The sequence below is a fragment of the Achromobacter spanius genome (assembly GCF_029637605.1).
Lineage (GTDB): Bacteria > Pseudomonadota > Gammaproteobacteria > Burkholderiales > Burkholderiaceae_B > Achromobacter > Achromobacter spanius_E.
On sequence record NZ_CP121261.1, the window covers coordinates 6,371,678 to 6,388,198 of the forward strand.

16 protein-coding genes and 1 pseudogene are annotated in these 16,521 nt (G+C 61.4%); all 17 read left to right on the forward strand.

Translation table 11 applies throughout. The features are described 5' to 3' along the window. Window positions 1-6 precede the first annotated feature (6 nt). Window positions 7-792, forward strand: coding sequence for a hypothetical protein (locus tag P8T11_RS28650; protein WP_268078970.1), 786 nt, complete (start codon window positions 7-9; stop codon window positions 790-792). After that, window positions 789-1,283, forward strand: a complete 495-nt coding sequence (locus tag P8T11_RS28655) for a terminase small subunit (RefSeq protein WP_268078969.1) — start codon at window positions 789-791, stop codon at window positions 1,281-1,283. The genes P8T11_RS28650 and P8T11_RS28655 overlap by 4 nt, the downstream gene beginning before the upstream one ends. Window positions 1,284-1,285: 2 nt before the next feature. Continuing rightward, the gene (locus tag P8T11_RS28660) at window positions 1,286-3,352 is read left to right on the forward strand and encodes a phage terminase large subunit family protein (RefSeq protein WP_268078968.1); all 2,067 of its coding nucleotides are present in this window, start codon (window positions 1,286-1,288) and stop codon (window positions 3,350-3,352) included. Between the two features lie 45 nt (window positions 3,353-3,397). Continuing rightward, window positions 3,398-3,604 carry a phage head-tail joining protein gene (locus tag P8T11_RS28665; protein WP_100856701.1) on the forward strand — a complete coding sequence of 69 codons (207 nt, stop codon included), beginning with the start codon at window positions 3,398-3,400 and terminating at the stop codon, window positions 3,602-3,604. Continuing rightward, window positions 3,601-5,120: pseudogene (locus tag P8T11_RS28670) on the forward strand (phage portal protein). Before P8T11_RS28665 ends, P8T11_RS28670 begins: the two are co-directional and overlap by 4 nt. 11 nt (window positions 5,121-5,131) lie before the next feature. Continuing rightward, a complete protein-coding gene (locus tag P8T11_RS28675; RefSeq protein ID WP_268078965.1) occupies window positions 5,132-6,280 on the forward strand; it encodes a head maturation protease, ClpP-related in 1,149 nt (382 codons plus the stop codon). 26 nt (window positions 6,281-6,306) lie between these two features. Continuing rightward, on the forward strand, window positions 6,307-6,657 hold the full coding sequence (locus P8T11_RS28680; protein WP_268078964.1) for a head decoration protein: 351 nt from the start codon (window positions 6,307-6,309) through the stop codon (window positions 6,655-6,657). 78 nt (window positions 6,658-6,735) lie between these two features. Next, entirely contained in the window at window positions 6,736-7,740 is a 1,005-nt protein-coding gene (locus P8T11_RS28685; RefSeq protein WP_268078963.1) for a major capsid protein, read from the forward strand. After that, complete coding sequence (locus P8T11_RS28690; protein ID WP_268078962.1) at window positions 7,740-8,051, forward strand: head-tail joining protein; 312 nt, start codon at window positions 7,740-7,742, stop codon at window positions 8,049-8,051. The genes P8T11_RS28685 and P8T11_RS28690 overlap by 1 nt, the downstream gene beginning before the upstream one ends. After that, window positions 8,048-8,464 carry a hypothetical protein gene (locus P8T11_RS28695; protein WP_268078961.1) on the forward strand — a complete coding sequence of 139 codons (417 nt, stop codon included), beginning with the start codon at window positions 8,048-8,050 and terminating at the stop codon, window positions 8,462-8,464. The genes P8T11_RS28690 and P8T11_RS28695 overlap by 4 nt, the downstream gene beginning before the upstream one ends. A gap of 22 nt (window positions 8,465-8,486) precedes the next feature. After that, window positions 8,487-8,684, forward strand: a complete 198-nt coding sequence (locus P8T11_RS28700) for a hypothetical protein (RefSeq protein ID WP_268078960.1) — start codon at window positions 8,487-8,489, stop codon at window positions 8,682-8,684. Between the two features lie 42 nt (window positions 8,685-8,726). Beyond that, entirely contained in the window at window positions 8,727-9,662 is a 936-nt protein-coding gene (locus tag P8T11_RS28705; RefSeq protein ID WP_268078959.1) for a phage tail tube protein, read from the forward strand. A gap of 80 nt (window positions 9,663-9,742) precedes the next feature. Continuing rightward, window positions 9,743-10,153, forward strand: a complete 411-nt coding sequence (locus tag P8T11_RS28710; RefSeq protein ID WP_268078958.1) for a hypothetical protein — start codon at window positions 9,743-9,745, stop codon at window positions 10,151-10,153. Between the two features lie 20 nt (window positions 10,154-10,173). Beyond that, window positions 10,174-10,536, forward strand: coding sequence for a DUF1799 domain-containing protein (locus P8T11_RS28715; protein WP_268078957.1), 363 nt, complete (start codon window positions 10,174-10,176; stop codon window positions 10,534-10,536). Between the two features lie 35 nt (window positions 10,537-10,571). Then, window positions 10,572-13,568: a phage tail tape measure protein gene (locus P8T11_RS28720; protein WP_268078956.1), complete on the forward strand. Its 2,997-nt coding sequence runs from the start codon at window positions 10,572-10,574 to the stop codon at window positions 13,566-13,568. A 2-nt stretch (window positions 13,569-13,570) separates the two neighbouring features. After that, window positions 13,571-13,906 (forward strand): phage tail protein, encoded by a 336-nt coding sequence (locus P8T11_RS28725; protein WP_278072158.1) that lies wholly within the window; start codon window positions 13,571-13,573, stop codon window positions 13,904-13,906. A gap of 5 nt (window positions 13,907-13,911) precedes the next feature. Continuing rightward, window positions 13,912-16,518 (forward strand): pyocin knob domain-containing protein, encoded by a 2,607-nt coding sequence (locus P8T11_RS28730; protein WP_268078955.1) that lies wholly within the window; start codon window positions 13,912-13,914, stop codon window positions 16,516-16,518. Window positions 16,519-16,521 lie beyond the last annotated feature (3 nt).

Consider the following 16,521-nt stretch of genomic DNA (forward strand, 5'->3'; position numbering starts at 1 on the left):
GTCGCCATGTTGAAGTTCACGTCCACGCTCCGCGCTGGCGCGGACTACTACGCCGCGGCGAAGCGGCAATTGCCATTTGCGACTGCGGTGGCTCTCAACAAAACGGCTCAAGCGGTTCGCGAGGCACTGGTGGAGCAGAGCCGCCAGGTCTTTGATAGGCCCACGCCGTACACGCTCAACGCGCTGCGGGTCAGCCGCGCGACAAAAGAGAACCTGTCGGCCAGGATCGATTACCGCGATGCCACGGCGAAGGGAATCGGCGCCGACAGGTATCTCTCGCCGCAGGTGCTGGGCGGGGCGCGCCGTCACAAGCGCTCGGAGCGGGCTTTGCAACGATCTGGGCTTCCGGCCGGCAGCTTCCTCATGCCGGCGGCCGGCGCTGAACTCGACGCCTACGGAAATATGTCGCGCGGTCAGATCGTCCGCCTGCTGTCGTACTTCGAGGCCTTCGGGGAGCAGGGCTATCGCGCGAACTCGAGTGCCAAATCCCGCGCACGCATTGCGCAGGTGTCGGCCTCGAAAGAGGGCTATCGCAAGATCAACGGCGTGCAGTACTTCATTTCCCGCGGCAAGGGGTCCATGAGCGGCAATCGCCGCCAGCACTTGCCGGCTGGCGTTTGGCGCAAGACTGGTACGCACGGCGCGGATGTAAAGCCGGTGCTGTTGGCTATCGACCAGCCGACGTACACGCCGCGCTTGCCGTTCTATGAGACGGCCACCGAGGTCTATGGCGAGCGGTTTGACGCTGAGTTTTCAACGGCATGGGACGCCGCCTTGGCGACCGCAAGATGATTGACCCGGACAAGAAGACAACGCAGGCGCGCTTCGCGCAACTGGTGGGTGTCACGCAGCCCGTGATCAGTGGCTTGCTGATGCGCGGGGTGATGACCGCGGGCGATACGCTCGGAAACTGGCTGCTGGCCTATTGCGGGAACCTGCGGGACACCGCTGCCGGGCGCAACCAAGACCCTGACGCACCCGGTCTTGATCCGGCGGCAGAAAAGGCACGACTGAATGCGGCTCAGGCTGACAAGGTGGAAATGGAAAATGCCGTCACGCGGGGCGAGCTTGCCCCGGTCAGCGTGCTCGAGGATGTGTTGGTGCGCGCTGGCACGAAGGTGGCCGCCACTCTAGACGCCATCCCGGCAATCCTGAAACGCCGGTTGCCCAATCTGACGGATGCGGATCTGACGATCTTGCGACGAGAAGTAGCCAAGGCGCGCAATGCCGTTGCGGCTCTGTCCTTGGAGGATATCGAAGCGGACGAAGACCATGAGGACTAGGGATGCTCGTAGAAGACAATCGCGCGGCGGTCGCTCGCGCGCTTCGACGCGGGCTTGCCTCCTTTGGCGCGCCGGAGCCGATGACGCTGCGGGAATGGGCGGAGCGCCACTTTTATCTGTCGGCGGAATCGTCGTATGTCGAGCAGCGGTGGGAGGCTTGGCCTTTCCAGCGCGCGATCCTGGCCTGCATCGGTAGCGATGATGTCCACGAAGTAGACGTCATCAAGTCGGCTCGGGTCGGATACACAAAAATCGTCTTGGCGGCGCTCGGGTACTTCGCCGAACACCGTCGCCGCAACCAAGCGCTATGGCAGCCGACTGACAGCGCCCGGGACGAGTTCGTCAAAACGGAATTGGAACCGATGCTGCGGGACGTGACCGCCATGCATCCGATTTTTCCGGCCCGGCTGGCGCGCCACAAAGACAACACGCTGCTGGTGAAGAAATTTCGCGGCAGCGTCCTGCACCTGCGCGGGGGCCGGTCCGGCGACAACTATCGGCGCCTGTCAATCAGCGTTGCCGTGCTGGACGAGTTCAGCTCGTTTGATTCGAACATCGACGGTGAAGGCGACCCCGGTCAGCTGGCGAGCAAGCGCCTTGAGGGCGCCACCTTTCCCAAGCTGGTGATCGGGTCCACGCCGAAGCTCAAAGAGACCTGCCTGATGGACAAGCGCGCGGCCGGCGCGGATGCGCGCTACGACTATCACATAGCCTGCCCACACTGCGGAGAGCATCACGCATTGACCTGGGGCGGGAAGGACGAACCCCACGGATTCAAATGGTTGAATGGAGACCCTGAGACGGTCCGCCACTTGTGTCCGCATTGTGGGGTGTTGACGACTCAGGGCGAGCACTTGGCCGCGGCGGAGGATGGATTCTGGAACGGCACGGACGGAACGACGATTGATCGTGACGGAATTTTCCGCAATGCGGCCGGCGATATCGTCCCGGCTCACAAGCGGGTCGCCTTTCAAGTCTGGACCGCTTACAGCCCGATGGTGAGCTGGTCGAAGCTGGTGCGCGAGTTTCAGGACGCCTATGCCAAGGCGCAACAGGGCGACGACGAGCCGCTAAAGACGTTCTGGAACACGACGCTGGGCCAGGCTTGGGAAGGCGAAATCGAGAAAATCGAGGCCGACGAACTCAAGCGGCGCGCGGAGATCGAGGCGTACCGACTGCCGGGGCAGCGCGACAACATGGTGCCCATGGGCTGCACCTTGTTGCTGGCAGGTTGCGACACGCAGGGCAACCGGGTCGAAGTCGGCGTCTGGGGGTTTGGGCGCGGCCAGGAAATGTGGACGATCGATCACCAGATTTTTCACGGCAACCCAGCCGAGGATGAGGTCTGGGTCAGCGTAGCGGAATACCTGTTCGAGCGCCGCTTCCAGCATGAGGGCGGCCAGCAGATGAGCATTTATGCATCCGCCATCGACTCCGGTGGCCACCATTCGAATGCCGTTTATGACTTCGCGCGACGCTACAAGGCGCGCCGGGTGTTCGCAGTACGTGGGCGACCCTTCGGGGAGAAGGCAATCAAGGATGGCGCCGGCCAGGTAGATATTGACTGGCGTGGCAAGCGTTTGAAGAAGGGCGTCATCCTCTGGCACGTCGGCACGAACCTAGCCAAAGACCTGCTGCATAGCCGCTTGGCTATCGAGTCGCCGGGGGCGGGCTATGTCCACTTGTCGGCGGATCTGTCAGAAGAGTGGTTTAGACAGTTCTCGGGCGAGGTGCGGGTGGCGCGCAAGACTGCTACCGGGGTTCGCACGCTCTGGACGGCGATTCGAAAGCGCGTGGAAACGTGGGACTGCGCCGTCTACGCCCTCTGGGTTGCTGAGCACCTGGGCCTTTCTCGCAAGACCGTCGCCTGGTGGGACGCGATGGCGGCCAAGCTGGATGCGTTGCCGCCACCCGCCGAGCATGACGACGAAGCGGCGCAATCAACTGTGCCGCAGCCAGTTAAGCCAGTTCGTGCGGTGCCAGTTTCGCCCGCATCGGCCCCTAGGACGCCAGCGCGCCCAGCCCGTCGCCGTGCTGCGCCCTCAAGCTATTTGAAGGGTCGGAGGTAAGGCGGGCGCCTACCAGCAACCAAATCAAAGAAATAGGACAGGTCCATGGCATACACCCAGGCCGATCTAGAGAAGTTGGACCGCGCTATCGCCGGCAGCCAGTTGGAAGTCCAGTACGACGGCAAGCGCGTTCGCTTCCGAAGCATGGACGAACTCATGCAGGCGCGTGTGCATGTGTCCCGCGAACTCAACAAGGGCAAGCGGCAATCGCGCCAGTTTCGCGTGCGTAGTGCGGGGAAGGGGTTGCGATGAAATACACCAGAAATCGGCGCTCTGGCCTGTTACTGCCGCAGCGCTTGAGTGCGCAGATGAGTTCCAGCTACGAAAGCGGCAGTGCCACCGGAAGCCGGGCGCGCAACTGGAATCCTTCCAGTGCCGGCCCAAATGCATCGGTGGCCCAGGGCCTGGGTTTACAGCGTCGGCGCGCACGGGATGCCGTGCGAAACGATCCCTGGGCTACCACTGCCGTGACCCGTTGGACGAGCAACGTTATAGGCACGGGAATTCAGCCATACCCGCAGCACCCGGATAAGGAGGTTCGGCGGCTTCTGAAGGAATTGTGGGCGGACTGGTGCCCTGAGGCTGACGCAGACGGACGGCTCGATTTCTACGGTATGCAGGCTCTGGCGGCCCGCTCAATCTTCACTGACGGCGAGTCATTGTGTCGCTTTCGGCACCGCCGACCGCAGGATGGCCTCACGGTGCCTCTACAGCTTCAATTACTGGAGGGCGATCAGCTACCCGTCGAGCGCACCTATTCGCTTCCAAACGGAGGCGAGGTCGTGAATGGTGTCGAGTTCGATGCGATTGGGCGGCGGGTGTCATATCACCTGTGGCGGCGCCATCCGGGAGAGTTTGGCCGCCCTGCAACCGGACAAGATCTTGTGCCTGTACAGGCAGACCAGGTCGTGCATGCGTTCCCAGTCCTGCGCCCTGGGCAGGTGCGGGGCGTGACGTCATTGGCGTCTGTTTTGCTGCGGCTGAAGTCCATCGACAGCTTGGACGACGCTGTGATGTACAGGCAGGAAGTGTCAAACCTGTTTGCCGGATTTATCACCCGGCCAGATCCTGATGAGGATCAGAACAACCCCCTGACCAATCGGCCTGAAGACTATGTACAGGATGACGACGGCATTCCGCTAGTTTCGATGGAGCCGGGCACCATGCAAACCCTTGCTCCGGGGGAGGAAGTGACGTTTTCGGCCCCCCGGATGCGGGAAGCAATTACGAAGGATTCATGCGGCATCAGTTGATGGCGGCATTCGCGTCTGTCGGTATTCCCTACGAGATTGCGACGGGTGACCTTCGGGGTGTCAGCGACCGCGCATTGCGGGTAGTCGTCAACGAATTCCACCGCCTTGTCGAGCAACACCAGTGGCACTGCATCATCCATCAGTTTTGCCGCCCCGTTTGGGCCGCGTGGATTGATGCTTTGGCGCTGTCCGGCACGATCCCGATGCCGGACTACCACCGCCGCCGCAGAGATTGGCTGCGCGTCCTCTGGGTGCCTCAGGGCTGGCCGTACTTCAACCCAGTGCAAGACATTCAGGCCAAGAAGGATCAGGTCCGCGCGGGCTTTGCCAGCAGAGCGTCAGTCATCTTGGGGCAGGGCGATGACCCTGACCAGGTCAATGCCGAGATTCAGGCGGACAACGCTACTGCGGACGCGGCTGGTCTGGTCTTCGATAGCGACCCGCGCCATACGACCGCCGCCGGCAAGGCGGCAGGGCTTGATGGGGGCGGCAGTCCCGATCCCCTCAATCAATGAACGGAGCCAATATGGCCAAGAAAGGAAACTTCTATTCGATCGGTCCCGGCATGCGGATGGGCGAGCAAGTCGTCGAGCTGCGCATCTATGACGATATCGGATTCTGGGGGAAGTCGGCGGCGGACTTCATTCAAGAACTGGATGCCGCCGCATCGACGGGCATGAAAATCGTTGTGGCGATCAATAGCGGCGGAGGCAGCGTGTATGACGCGTTTGCCATGTACAACGCCCTGCGTCGCTACAGCGGACGTACTGTCGGCCGGGTCGACAGCGTGGCCGCATCTGCCGCCACGTTGCCGCTCATCGCCTGCGACACCATCGAAATGCCGGAAAACGCGCAAATCATGATCCACGAGCCGACTACGGTGGCGTGGGGGAATCTTGCGGAACTGAAGGCGTCCGTGTCGCAGATGGAGAACATCCTCGACAGTGTCATTTCCGCCTACGTCCGTCGCAGCGGGCAGCCGGCCGAAAAAATTGCAGAAATGATGGAGGCCACGACGTGGCTGTCGGCCCTCGACGCGCAGGCTATGGGCTTCTGCGACGTGATCGAAGAGCCGGTCAAGATCGCGATGTCCACCAATTCGCGGGAGCTTCTTTCCCGCTTTCCCAATTTGCCCGAGCCGCTGAAGATGCTGGTGGACGGTGAGGCTCCGGCCGGTGATCCGCCCTCCCCGAAGCCGGTGGACCCAGAACCCGCGGACCCCAAGCCGAACGATCCGGCTCCGGCCGATCCCGCGCCCGCTGATCCCGCTCCGCTGCCCCCCGCACTGCCTGCGGGCCTGCCCACCGCTTCTGCCATGTTGAAGCACGTCTACGCATCTTGCCGGGCCGAGGGCATTCCGCATCTTGCCGAAGGCGTGCTGATGAGCGGGGCATTAGCCGGTGAGACACAGGCGAATCATCGTGTCGTTCAGGCGAAAGAGATCGCAGGCATCTGCATGGCGGCCAAATTGCCGGACAAGGCAGCCGAGTTCGTGGCCCAGGGTCTGGACGTTGATCAGGTCCGCGCGCGACTGTTCGACGCGGTAGCAAGTGCGTCGAACCAGCAAATCAGCAATACGCATCGCCCCGAGCCGACGGCATCGTCGAGCGCTCCGGCATTGTCCACAACCAGCATTTACGAGGCCCGTGCTGCTGCACGCCGCCGCGTGCCGTAAGCAGTCACTTCCTTCCTGGAGAGAATATGAACATCTTGCAAGAAAAGCCCCGCACCGCCGAATTTTTGCTGTCCGAAGGGGCGGGCGAAATTTCGCGCGAAAAGATCACCCTCGCTGCAACCGCTACGGGCTATCCGTCCGGTCAGGTTTTGGGGGTGATTACTGCATCGAAGCATTATGCCAACTACGACCCCGCCGCGACTGACGGGACGGAGAAGGCGGCCTGCGTCCTCTACGGCGCAGCGGAGGCCTCGGATACTCCGCAGTCGGCCACTGGCATCGTGCGATTGGCCGAAATCACCGCCTGGTCCTTGACGGGACTGGATGCCGATGCTCGGGCGGATCTTGCCCCGGCGTTTCTGGTGGTTCGCGACTGAGCGAATATCTACCCGCGTTCCCCTATCTCTTGATTCCGGCCCGCTTCTCGCGGGCCACTTCTATTTTGGGAGCCATAGATGGCCCATATCGACATTTTCAAAGACGACGCCTTCAAGCTGGGTTCGCTCACCTCCACGGTCAACGCTTCCCCGGAAGGTCAGGCCGTTCCGACCACGCTCGACTCCCTGTTCGATGAGGAAGGCGTGACGACGACGACCGTCAGCATCGAGCGTTCGAACGGCAAGCTGGCCCTCGTGGCGGACGCGCCCCGCGGCTCGCCGGGCGCTTCGTTGGAACCGGACCGCCGCGACCTCATCCCGTTCAATACCCTGCATTTGCCCCTGCGCGACACGATCTATGCGGATGAAATCCAGAACGTCCGGGCCTTTGGCACGGAATCGGAACTGGAAGTCATGCTGTCCGTCGTAAACAAGCGCGCGAACAAGCTGCGCAAGGCCATTGATGTGACCCTGGGTTACCACCGCCTGGGCGCCGTGACGGGGAAAATCTTGGATGCCGACGGCCAGCGTGTGCTGCTCGACCTGTATCAACGCTTCGGCTACACGCAGAAGACGGTGAATTTCGCGCTGGGGACTGCGTCCACCAAGGTGCGTCAAAAGGTGATCGATGCCAAGCGGCAAGCGGAAGATGCGCTGGCTGGCGAAGCGGTGATCGTGGGCTGGCTTGGCGTCGTGGGCCGTGGCTTCTACGACGCGTTCACGGGTCATGACAGCGTTGAGAAGGCATTTGATCGGTGGAAGGACGGCGAGTTCTTGCGCCAGGATTTGCGCTCGGGCTTCATGTTCGAGGGCGTCGAATGGAAGGAGTATTACGGCAAAGTCGGGGGTATCTCGTTCATTGAGCCGGACGATGCTTACCTCATCCCGATCACCAGCGACGATCTGTTCCAGACGAAGTTTGCTCCGGCAAACCACATCGACGCCGTGAATACGATTGGTGTTCCGTACTACGCCAGCCAAGAAATCTTGCAGCACGGCGTCGGCGTTGATCTCAAGGTGCAGTCGAACCCCCTCACGATCAATACTCGCCCCAACGTCGTTATCAAGCTGAAGAAGGCTTGATGGCAATGCGCTGGGACAACGCCATTTTTGATGAGGCGTTCGATGCAGCGGGGATGCGGGAGCCGGTCAAGCTGATCGGCTCTGTGCCTCTTGTCGAGTTTCCGGCCAGGTTCGACAGGCCCGGTTTGATCGACGAGTCCACGATGGTGCATTCAACCGATTACGAAATCGAATTCACCACCGCTGACGCGCCCGGCCTGGAGTACGGCAGCGAACTGGATATCGCCGGGGAACGCTACCGTGTCCGCCAGGAGCCGGTGACCGTCGGCGACGGGTACTGGACGCGGGCACATTTGGAGTTGCTGAAATGACCACGCTTGCCCTGACCTACGTTCAAGAACTGCGGGCGGCCTTGAAGGTGGCGGGCTTCCCTGCCGTGATGGAGCCATCCCCCGTTCGGGCAATCACCCGAGAAGATCCTCGGGTGGTTTCCGTTCAGTTGGGGGCGGAATCCGTCGAGAGCATCGCAGTGCCCCGCGTCACCCGCGTTCGCGAGATTCACCTGATCGTCCATACCTGCGGTGACGACCATCTGGAACTGGCGGAGGCCGTGTTTGATGCGGCCCACCCGCTGGTGATGGGCTACGGCGGGCCAAACGTCGTTGCGGTCGCCGAGTTCGGCACGGACGAGCCGAAGTATGCCAACGCCGATTTGCGGCGCCAGGTCGTGACCAGGCGCTATCGCATCACGTATCAGACCGACGAGCAGTCCCTTAGCGCGTAATCGTCCGATCTTGGGAGCATTAATGTCCACACCGAAGAACTCCACGGCCGCAGTCGTGGCCGACCAGGCCGGGGCTGACACCGAGGTGATCGCCCCTGCCCAGCTTTCCGCCGACACGCCCGATAAGTACCACGGGCAGGGCGGCAGTTACTTGCGCGACCCCGAGACGGGTGAGCGCATGCTCATCGAGCGTACCGGGCCGTGTGATTGCGCCGGCTAAGCCGCGCGAGTCCACCCCCCCCGGGTATACATGGAGCCATAAATGGCAAAATCGATTCGAAAGACCTTGCTGCTGGCGAAGATCCAGACCGCAGCGGGCACCGACCCTGTGCCGACCGGCGCCGCGAATGCCATTCTGCTGCGCAATGTCACGGCCACGCCTTTGTCCGCCGAGTTTGTGGAGCGTGCGCTGTTGCGCCCGTACATGGGCAATTCGGGGCAGATCGCTACGACGCAGTACGCCCAGATTGAGGGCGAGGTGGAACTTGCCGGCTCGGGAACGGCCGGCACGGCTCCTGCTTGGGGGCCTCTGCTGCGCGCCTGCGGATTTTCGGAGACGGTCACGGAAGACACCGACACACGGTATTTGCCCGTATCCGACAACTTCGAACGGCTGACGCTGCATTACTACCTCGACGGGCTGTTCCACAAGATTCTTGACGCGCGCGGCACTGTTTCCTTTGACCTGACGGCCAAGGGCATTCCCTTCATGCGCTTCCGCTTCATGGGCGCGTATCAGCCCATCACCGACGGCGCAAATCCTTCGGTGGTCGATTACACCGCCTTCCAGATCCCGAAAGGTGTCAACAAGCAGAACACGCCGACATGGTCCCTCGGTGCTTATTCGGGTTGCCTTCAATCGCTGAACTTCGACATTGCGAACCAGCTTGTCTGGCGCTCCCTTATCGGCTGCGAGGGCGCGGAAATCACCGACCGCCAGCCCACTGGAAAGATCGCGCTGGAACTGCCTTCGATTGCCCAGCTCGATTGGCCGACGATGGTCCTGGCCGGCGCCGGAAACCCGGTCTCCATTACGCACGGCACCGTGGCGGGCAACATCGTCGAGATCAATGCGCCGGCCTCGCAGTTGACCAACCCCGCATATTCCGAGCAAGACAACGTGGCGATGTTGGAACTCGACATGAACGTGAATCCCGGCGTTGCCGGTAACGACGAGCTGGAAATCATCGTCCGCTGAGCCGCACAAGCTCTAGTCCATCAAATTCACAACTCTGCGCCCGGCATGCCCGGGCGTTTTGCATTCCGGGAGAAATAAGCATGGCATTCGTAACAACCAAGCGCGCCGTCGCTGCGTGCCCGATCAAGGTTGAGGTGCATGACGAGAACGGCGAGGTCGTCGCCATCGAGTTTGTTGCTCAGTACAAGCGCCATACGCTGGATCAGGTCGCCGACCTTCAAGACTCGATGGCCAATGCCCTCAATGAGCGCCTGGGGCGTCCGCCTGTCGCGCGTGCGAAGCCGGCGCCCAAATGGCCGTACTCCACCGATGTGGAGTTCATCAAAGACAAGATGACGGGCTGGCTGGGCGCTCGCGATAGCCAAGGCGAAGCGATTCCGTTTAACGCGAAGTCGCTGGGTCAAGTGTTGAGCGACTGGCCGGAAATCGTTGGACCTCTGTTCAACGGCTTCTTTGAAGCCCACCAGCAGGTGCGCGAAAAAAACTCGTAGCCGCCGCCCGTCATTGGGCCATGGGCGGGAAGGCTGAGCAATCGGCAGGTGCATTCGACGCTGATGCGGTCGTACTCGAAGCACTAGCCAAACTCGGTGCGCCGACCGAAGTGCTGGAGCAGGCACAGACCAGCGAATCCGAGACGCACTTCGAGGTATTCGATGACAACTGGCCCATCCTCGAAGTGTTCCTGCAACTGGCGACGTGCTGGTCTTGGTTTGTTCCTCCCATGGGAACGCCGATACGAGCAGGTATCCCGGCCACCGAGATCCAGGCCACGATCCAAATGCTATTGCCCAGCGGCTCAGACCACCGTCAGGCGTTCCGGGATATCAGGGCGATGGAAAGTGCGGCGCTGGAAGTATTCATGGCTGCGCAATAGCGCCAAAAGATGCACACGGTAGTGGGCGGGATGACATGACAGAAAAGATCCTTGGCGTAACGCTGACCGCGAACGAAGCGGACTTGACTCGCGGATTTGGCGCGGCCGAAGCGGCCACTACGCAATTTGCGGCCAAGACGGAAGCCGCTCTGGGGCGGGCGGGCGCCGCCACCGCCCAAATGGGAGCAGCGGCGGGGCAGATGAATCAGGCGGTCAATGCCACCGCTACTGGCGGACGCGCCTTCACTCAAACGTCTGAGCGGTTCGTGCAGGCGCTTGAGCGGCAAGTGCTCGCGATTGGGAAAACTCGATCAGAGCTGTTGGAGCTGCAAGCCGCTGAGCTTGGCGTGGGCAGCCGCGCAGCCCCGCTTATTGCGCGACTGCGCGAGCAAGAGGTTGCGATGGGGGTGGCTGGCCGCTCCTTCGACAAGTATGGGAACTCCGCTGCGCAGACGGCGGCCGCCATGCGGGGTGTCCCGGCCCAGCTGACTGACATAGTTGTCTCCCTCCAAGGGGGGCAACAGCCGATGACTGTCTTGCTCCAACAGGGCGGCCAGCTAAAGGATATGTTTGGTGGTGTCGTGCCTGCGGCGAAGGCGCTGGGCACCACGCTGCTGGGATTGATCAGCTCGTACACGCTGGCGGCTGGGGCTGTTGCTGGCTTTGCGCTGGCCGCTTATTCGGGGCATGAAGAGGCGCAACGCTGGAATCGCACGATACAGCTGACGGGCAATTACGCTGGCGTTACGGCTGGCAATATTCGCGCCATGTCCGCGGCTGCCGCGTCGTTCGGCGGCGGAAGCCTTGGGAATGCCCGGCAGGCGGTTGAGGCGCTTGTCAGCACCGGTCAAATTACGAAGCAGACCATCGAGAGCCTTAGCGGCACGATGGTGGAGCTGCAACGTGTATCCGGCCAGTCCATGGATGACATTTCCAAGGACTTTGCTCGGATGCCGGAGGGGGTCACGAAGTGGGCGGAAGAACATAACCGCTCAATGAACTTCATGAGCCTGGCTCAGTGGGACTACATCCGCACGCTGGAGGAAACCGGGGCGCGCGAGGCAGCCATGCAGGCGACCTCCAAGGCGTTGCATGACTACCTAGGCTCCGAAGCGACCCAGAAAGTTGGCATGCTGGAGCGCGCGTGGAAAGGGCTTAAGTCTGAGGTGACCGGCGCCTGGGAGGCAATGAAGGCGTTCGGCCGTGACGCCACTTACGACGACAAGATTGCCGACGTCGAGGAGCGCATTCGCGATCGCGAGACGAAGCTACAGCGAGGTGCGCTTAACCCCCATAACCGACGGCGAGTGGAGATGAATCTCGCCGCGGACAGGGCTGAGCTTGCGAGTCTGCGAGATCAGAAGGGTGTCGACGAGGCAACCGCGCAAGTCAAGGGGTTGAATGGCGCTGCGAACGCTGGATCAATCGACGCAGCCAAACGGCTGGACGCCTTCGACCGCGAAAACAACAAGGTCAAGCAGCTCAATCTGGCGCTAGCCGAAAACCTGCGGTTGGAAAATGCTATCCGCGCGGTTGACCCCAACGACAAGCGGATATCGCCAGAGGCGGTCAAGGCGCGCGAATCCGCCACGCGTAAGAAGTTCGAAGACAAGGACGCATCGAGCACGGGCCAAAACGGCCTATCTGCTCAGTTGGCCCCAATGCAAGCTCAGGCGCGGTTACGCGAGGAAAGCTTGCGTGCAGAAACAACCGCACTGGAAGGTCAACGAGCGGCAGGGCTGCTGTCGGAAGAGGACTTTATACGCAGGCGAGCTGCTGCGCAGCGTGCCGCGCTGGTCGATGAACTGGCGATCGTTCGCCAGCAGGCGGACTTAGCCGGCGGCAAGAAGCAACTGGCCGAGCGCGAGCGATATCTCGGCCGCGTGCAGGAACTGGAGGCGCAGATTGCGCGGTCGCAGCAGCAGGAAGCGACCGACATCGAGAAGTACCAGGCCAAGATTCGCGGGGCGTTGCGGGCGACGCAGTTGGACATTGCCAACTACCGCGAGACGCGCGACTTGCAGGTCAGCCGGCAAATGAACGCGCTGACGTTGGGGAGCAATGATCGAGCGTTTGCCGACTCGGTCAATCAGGCGCAGGATCGCTTCAGGCGCATTCAGGACGGTTTCACCGACAAGATGCTCCGCGAAGGCGGGGCGGGCGCGTTGGATTCCGAGCAGTATCAGCAAGGCATTGCGCAGATCGACGCTGCCATGCAAGCGCAGGTGCAGCGCGAGCGCGAGTACATGCAGCAACGTGTCGCCTTGCAAGGGGACTGGAAGAACGGCGCGCTGCTCGCGGTAAACGAGTGGGTCGACGGTTCGGCCAACCTGATGGCGCAATCGCAGCAGGTTTTCTCTTCTCTTTTCACGGGAATGGAAAACGCGGTGGCGTCATTCGTGACCACCGGTAAGGCAAATTTCGGGGACTTCACAAAGAGCATTCTTGCCGATATGGCAAAGATCGCTGCGCGCCAAGCAATGCTCGGGCTAGTCACGAGTATTGCGGGATCGCTGTTCGGCGCGGCTTCGGGGGCTGCGGCCGGTACTGAAGCTATGGCGAGCAGTGTCCAGGCTGCGGGTGGCGACGGCATCGGATCGCTGATTGCATCCAACGGTTGGGGTGTGGCGAACGCAAAAGGGAACGTCTATACGTCGCCCAGCCTTTCCGCGTATTCGGGCGGCATCTATGACACGCCGCAAGTGTTTGCTTTCGCCAAGGGAGCGGGTGTGTTCGGCGAAGCCGGCCCCGAGGCCATTCTCCCGTTGAAGCGAGCGGCGGACGGAAGCTTAGGCGTCCGTGCGCAGATTCCGAACGAAGTTGCCGGCGGCGCTGGCAATGGATCGAGCGGTCCGGTGCAAGTGTCCATCTACGTTCAAGCCGGCGAGCAAACTCAATCGGAGTCGACACCAGGCTGGGAGCAGTTTGGCAAGGAGATTGGCGAGTTCGTCGACGCCCGGGTTAATCGCCTGCTGGCTCGCTCTTATAAGCCCGGCGGCGCGGGCTGGAACGCGCGAAATAACAGGTCATAGACATGGAAATTTTCACCTGGTGCCCTCGGAGGAATCCGCAGGGCAGCGTCAGCTTTGGCGTGCTAAGTGCTCAGTTTGGTGACGGCTATGAGCAGGTGGCAGAAGACGGAATCAATTCACGCCGTGAGTCATGGCCGTTGGAGTTCTTCGGCACCGAAGCCGAGATAAAGCCAATCAAAGAATTTCTTGACCGTCACGGCGGTTGGAAGGGCTTTCTCTGGACCCCGCCGCTCGGCAAGCAAGCCGTCTTTCTCATGGACGGTGGTTATCAGCCCGTGCCCCTTGGGGGGGGCTGGTTCACGTTGTCCGTGACGTTCAAACAAAAGTTCATTCCCTAAAGACCATGCCAATAATCGAAACCATTAAAATTGGCCTCGAGCCAAACGACGGCAAGGGCGAAGATCACCGGTCGGCGTTCCAGAAGGTCAACCTGAATTTCTCCGCGCTCAATACGGCGATTCAAGGCGTTCTGGACACGAAGGGCCAAGCGAACGGCTTTGCGAGCCTTGATGGCAACGGCCGGCTGCTTGCAGCGCAAGCGCCTCTTGCCTACGCGGCGGTGCTGCCCACATCCGCCCACGATCTGAACGACCTCATCACACCTGGCACTTACCACCAGAACACGAACGTGGGCGCGGCGACCGGTACCCACTATCCCACGCCCTACGCAGGGCTCTTGCTGGTTCGCGCTTCGGCGACGAACTTCTTGTATCAGTTCTACACGCGGTTCCGCAGTGGTCCAGGCGGTTCCCAGGCGACTTACTGGCGCACCTTCTACTCCAATGTATGGTCCGACTGGCAGGAGGTTGCTAAGAAAGCGGAACTCGATGCGCTGTCCACCGCAGTTACCGCTGTCCAGACAGTAGCCAACGCCGCGATCCCTATCGTGCAGAAAGGGGCCGCTAGCGGCGTAGCGTCGCTGGATTCCTTCGGCCACCTCCCAGCCGAACAAGCGCCCATCATGTATGCAGCCGTGCTTCCCACGGCCACGCACACGCTGAACGACTACGTTACGCCCGGCGTCTGGTACCAGGCATCGATCGCGGGCGCAACGGCGGGCGGCGCGAGCTACCCGACGGCGCAAGTGGGCTTCCTGGAAGTTGTGGCGACGGGTACGCCGGTCTTGCAGGTTTTCACCACCCGCAACGCAACGCCTGCTATTCAGCAGCGGTTTTGGCGCGTGCGCGTCACCAGTACCACGTGGTCGAACTGGAAAGAGGTTGTCGATACGACGATCGCGTACACCTACCAGGGCGGTCTTGCTTCGGGCGTGAACCTGAACGATTACACTCAGCGCGGTACGTGGGTGCAGGCCAGTTCGGCGGCGGCCGCTGCGGGAATAAACTACCCCATCGCGCAATCCGGATACCTTTCGGTTCTTTCGGCGGGCTACCCTGGAGGCACGGCGGCTACGGGGTGTTCGCAGATTTACCACGCGGCAAACTCAAACCGGCTTTTCTTTCGGGCTCTGGTCAACAGCACCTGGACGGACTGGGTAGAAGTGGGGAGGCTGGACGCTAACGGGCGCATCCCGAATACGCAGTTTCCCCTTTCCGTCTCCAACCCGGCCGGAACCGACGCCAATAACCTGACGTCGCCCGGCCTGTACTACAACAATTCCGACGCGCAAGCTACTGCGGCTTTGAACTGGCCGGAGCAACTGGCCGGGTCGTTGTTCGTGGAAGCGGCAGAAGTGGTGGCGGGGTCGGCCAACCAGCAAATCACCCAGACTTACACGACGCGCAACGGGTCGGGCGGAGTGCTGCGAACGTACAAGCGCGTTCGTTTTGGCGGCGGCGCGGGCGTCTGGGGGCTTTGGCAAGAATTGGCGCGGCGGGCGGATGTAATGTCGCACGTGTACCTGACCTCCGCGACTGACGCCAACACGCTGACGGCGGATAACACGTGGTGGACCGCGGCTAATTCCAGTGTTGTTTCTGGGGGTGCGAACTTCCCGCCCGCCCCTGTGGCGTCGTCCTTCATTTTCACCACTCAGGCAATTTCCGCGACGTACATGGTGCAGACCTGCATGATGACGCCCGGGAGCAATCGTCGCCCTATCGAGTACCGGCGAATCGGAAGCGGATCAACGACCTGGTCAGGCTGGAGGATCATCGCGCCGGTTCAACTGGCGACGGACTTGCCCACCGCTGACTGCGGCGATGTCTACGTGGACGGCCAGGGATGGTACGCGTGGGATGGGTCGGCGTATAAGCTGACTCGCGCCGGCATGGACCACGGACAGTGTCGATTCTTGTACGTCAGCACAACACAGTGTCGTTTGGTCCCGCAGAACGGCAACGGGTTGATCATCAATGGCCGCCAATATCGAATCCCTGATGCTGGGGTGAACATCGCAAACACGGCTGGCGTTAACAGCATCGTGCAGTACGTGTATGCCTATGACAACGCTGGCGCTATTGCGCTGGAGGCCAGTAGCACTTCCCACGCGCTGCATACGGACGGAGTTCGCATCAAATCCGGAGATCCGAGCCGAACACTTGTTGGCATGTTTATCAAGCCGACAAATGGGGAGTTCGTATTCACTGGTCCTCTGAACTACGTGTCGAGTTGGTTTAACCGCGCCCAACGCGGAGTGCAGCAATATTTCAACGCGACCACGTCAAGTCTAAACACTGCGGTAATCCTCTCCAACGGTGTAAGTTTTCTGGGATGGGCCGGCGACACTTTTTCTATGACCTGCACCGGCACTACCTACGCCAATGGCAGCGCGGGGTCGTACATAGCACTCCGAGTCAACGGTTCCGGAAACACCGGCAACTATGGCTATTCGTTAGGACCAGGGATAGGACAGCAAGGTTTCGCTATTACCGTCGCTGCCGGTCAGGCCACCGACAACCTGTACACGGTTGCTCCGTACGGATTCTCCAATGTCTCAGGCATTTCGGTGACATGGAGTGCAGATACTGGCGTTCTATACACGGGATGATAC

What these genes read in the sequence shown, in the direction of transcription:
- P8T11_RS28675 (WP_268078965.1), top strand. Translation starts at nt 5,132, where the DNA reads ATGGCCAAGAAAGGAAACTTCTATTCGATCGGTCCCGGCATGCGGATG.
- P8T11_RS28695 (WP_268078961.1), top strand. Translation starts at nt 8,048, where the DNA reads ATGACCACGCTTGCCCTGACCTACGTTCAAGAACTGCGGGCGGCCTTG.
- P8T11_RS28705 (WP_268078959.1), top strand. Translation starts at nt 8,727, where the DNA reads ATGGCAAAATCGATTCGAAAGACCTTGCTGCTGGCGAAGATCCAGACC.
- P8T11_RS28680 (WP_268078964.1), top strand. Translation starts at nt 6,307, where the DNA reads ATGAACATCTTGCAAGAAAAGCCCCGCACCGCCGAATTTTTGCTGTCC.
- P8T11_RS28710 (WP_268078958.1), top strand. Translation starts at nt 9,743, where the DNA reads ATGGCATTCGTAACAACCAAGCGCGCCGTCGCTGCGTGCCCGATCAAG.
- P8T11_RS28720 (WP_268078956.1), top strand. Translation starts at nt 10,572, where the DNA reads ATGACAGAAAAGATCCTTGGCGTAACGCTGACCGCGAACGAAGCGGAC.
- P8T11_RS28660 (WP_268078968.1), top strand. Translation starts at nt 1,286, where the DNA reads ATGCTCGTAGAAGACAATCGCGCGGCGGTCGCTCGCGCGCTTCGACGC.
- P8T11_RS28725 (WP_278072158.1), top strand. Translation starts at nt 13,571, where the DNA reads ATGGAAATTTTCACCTGGTGCCCTCGGAGGAATCCGCAGGGCAGCGTC.
- P8T11_RS28690 (WP_268078962.1), top strand. Translation starts at nt 7,740, where the DNA reads ATGGCAATGCGCTGGGACAACGCCATTTTTGATGAGGCGTTCGATGCA.
- P8T11_RS28715 (WP_268078957.1), top strand. Translation starts at nt 10,174, where the DNA reads ATGGGCGGGAAGGCTGAGCAATCGGCAGGTGCATTCGACGCTGATGCG.
- P8T11_RS28650 (WP_268078970.1), top strand. Translation starts at nt 7, where the DNA reads ATGTTGAAGTTCACGTCCACGCTCCGCGCTGGCGCGGACTACTACGCC.
- P8T11_RS28655 (WP_268078969.1), top strand. Translation starts at nt 789, where the DNA reads ATGATTGACCCGGACAAGAAGACAACGCAGGCGCGCTTCGCGCAACTG.
- P8T11_RS28685 (WP_268078963.1), top strand. Translation starts at nt 6,736, where the DNA reads ATGGCCCATATCGACATTTTCAAAGACGACGCCTTCAAGCTGGGTTCG.
- P8T11_RS28665 (WP_100856701.1), top strand. Translation starts at nt 3,398, where the DNA reads ATGGCATACACCCAGGCCGATCTAGAGAAGTTGGACCGCGCTATCGCC.
- P8T11_RS28700 (WP_268078960.1), top strand. Translation starts at nt 8,487, where the DNA reads ATGTCCACACCGAAGAACTCCACGGCCGCAGTCGTGGCCGACCAGGCC.
- P8T11_RS28730 (WP_268078955.1), top strand. Translation starts at nt 13,912, where the DNA reads ATGCCAATAATCGAAACCATTAAAATTGGCCTCGAGCCAAACGACGGC.